Origin of the sequence: Magnetospirillum sp. SS-4, from assembly GCF_902729425.1 — a bacterium.
GTDB lineage: Bacteria > Pseudomonadota > Alphaproteobacteria > Rhodospirillales > Magnetospirillaceae > Phaeospirillum.
The window spans coordinates 1-1850 of sequence record NZ_CACVCH010000120.1 but is presented as its reverse complement, the minus strand read 5'-3'; the positions used below and the strand labels follow the sequence as shown (position 1 = coordinate 1850).

The window sequence follows — 1850 nt, the reverse complement described above, 5'->3', positions numbered from 1 at the left end:
GCGGCAATAGCCGCCGGTTCTCTGTAAACATCACCCTTGGCAAGAATTGCCCAGGCCATCCGTGCCATCTTGTTGGCCAGGGCTACGGAAACCTGCCGTATTGACTTTCGCGCCAGCATCCCCGCCAACCATGGCCCCGGTTCCTTTCGCCGCCGCCACAGCGTGCCGGTGGCGCCGACGACCAGGAGCGACCGCAAGTAACGATCGCCTGCCTTGGTGATGGGGCCGAGAATGGACTTGCCTCCGGTCGAATTCTGCGACGGCACCAAGCCAAGCCAGGCAGAAAAGTCTCGCCCGGTTCGGAAGCGCCTTGGGTCACCTATGGTGGCAACAATGGCGCTGGCGATCAGCGGGCCGATGCCGGGAATCGTCGCTACCCGTTGGCTATCGGCATTGCTGCGATGCCAAGCCAGAATTTCGTGCTCCAACGCATCGATCTTTGCGCTGGTATCGCGCAGATGTGCCGCCAGCATCGCCAGCGCCTCGCGGGCGGCCTCGGGCAAGGCGGCGTCGGGGGCATCCAGGGCGAGGACCACCAGTCGCGCCAATCCGGCCTGGCCTTCCGGCTCGACGATGCCGTATTCGGCAAAGTGCGACCGCAAGGCGTTGGCGAGCATGGTGCGTTGGGTCATCAGCAGGCGGCGGGTCCGATGAAGCATCAGTGCCGCCTGCGCCTCTTCGGTTTTGATCGGGACGAATTGCATGTGCGGTCGCGTCACCGCCTCGGCGATCGCCGAGGCGTCGGCGGCATCATTCTTTCGTCCCCGCTTGACATAGGGCTTGACCTGCGATGCGGAGATCAGACGCACCTCGTGACCCAGCTTGACCAACGTCCGCCCCCAATAGTGAGCCGACGCGCACGCCTCCATCCCCACAACACACCGGGAAAGGCTGGCGAAAAACTTGACGACTTCCGACCGGCGCAACTGGCGCCGGAGCGTCACGGCTCCAGCACTATCCACCCCGTGAACCTGGAAAACCCGCTTCGCCAGATCCAAACCAACCGTGATAATCTCTGCCATGGACGGCCCCCTTCGAATGGTGTGTCTCGACAACCACCACTTTGGCGCATTGCGACGCCGGTGAGCAGGGGCCGTCCACCCCATCATTTCATAGGCCGAGCGGTATCAGATGCGGGATCGTCGCCTGCAAGGCATAGAGGCAGTCATCGAGGGTAAGCAGGGTGTGCTCGCGGATGCACGACAGCCCGCGCCGCCGCGTAGACGTTTTCCCTGCGCTGCATGGCCATTTGGTAATAGGGCCGGAACTTGACGTTCAGGCCGGTTGACGGCTTGCCGCTGCTGTCCCACGAGGATCGTATGATTCCGTCCTGGCCGACCACGAAGAGTCCCTGGGCGTCATAGGCCCTGGCGACACCCTCAAGCTTGCTCAGGATGCCTGGTGCGTTGGGACTCCCCCCCACAGGCCCTCAGCCTTGATCTCTTCGTCCAGCAGACCGAGGACGGCCACCGACCCCATCAGATTGCCGTTCAGGGTCTGGGACATGATGGCGATGGCCTGGCGGTTCGCCTCGACACCCAACCGGGACAGTCGCTCCGTCTCCGTCACCGACCGGACCGTCGATGCCGCGGCAAGGCCGACCACAGCGGCCAGGGAAACCGTGACCAGCCACGACAGACGCGTGTTGTTGGAAACAAAGAAGGCTAGCCGGCCAATCATACTGATCTCCCAACCCCACCATGCGGAGGCCGGGAGCGCTCGACACCAGACCAAGCCATTTGGCAGTCTAAGCCGAGACAGGAGTTTTAGCGAGTAGCTTTGTGCCTATGGCTTATTCCATAAGGATGTCGAGAAATTTATGCATCACCAAGCCCTAAATCCAGTCAACC

At 62.4% G+C, this 1850-nt stretch carries 2 protein-coding genes; both read right to left on the bottom strand.

Features of this window, described 5'->3' with window-relative positions:
* Positions 1–1022, bottom strand: a 1022-nt coding sequence (locus MTBSS4_RS17870; RefSeq protein ID WP_173984735.1) for an IS110 family transposase, incomplete at its 3' end; no start/stop codon positions are given.
* A gap of 367 nt (positions 1023–1389) precedes the next feature.
* Positions 1390–1680: a hypothetical protein gene (locus MTBSS4_RS17865; RefSeq protein WP_173984734.1), complete on the bottom strand. Its 291-nt coding sequence runs from the start codon at positions 1678–1680 to the stop codon at positions 1390–1392.
* Between the last annotated feature and the right edge of the window lie 170 nt (positions 1681–1850).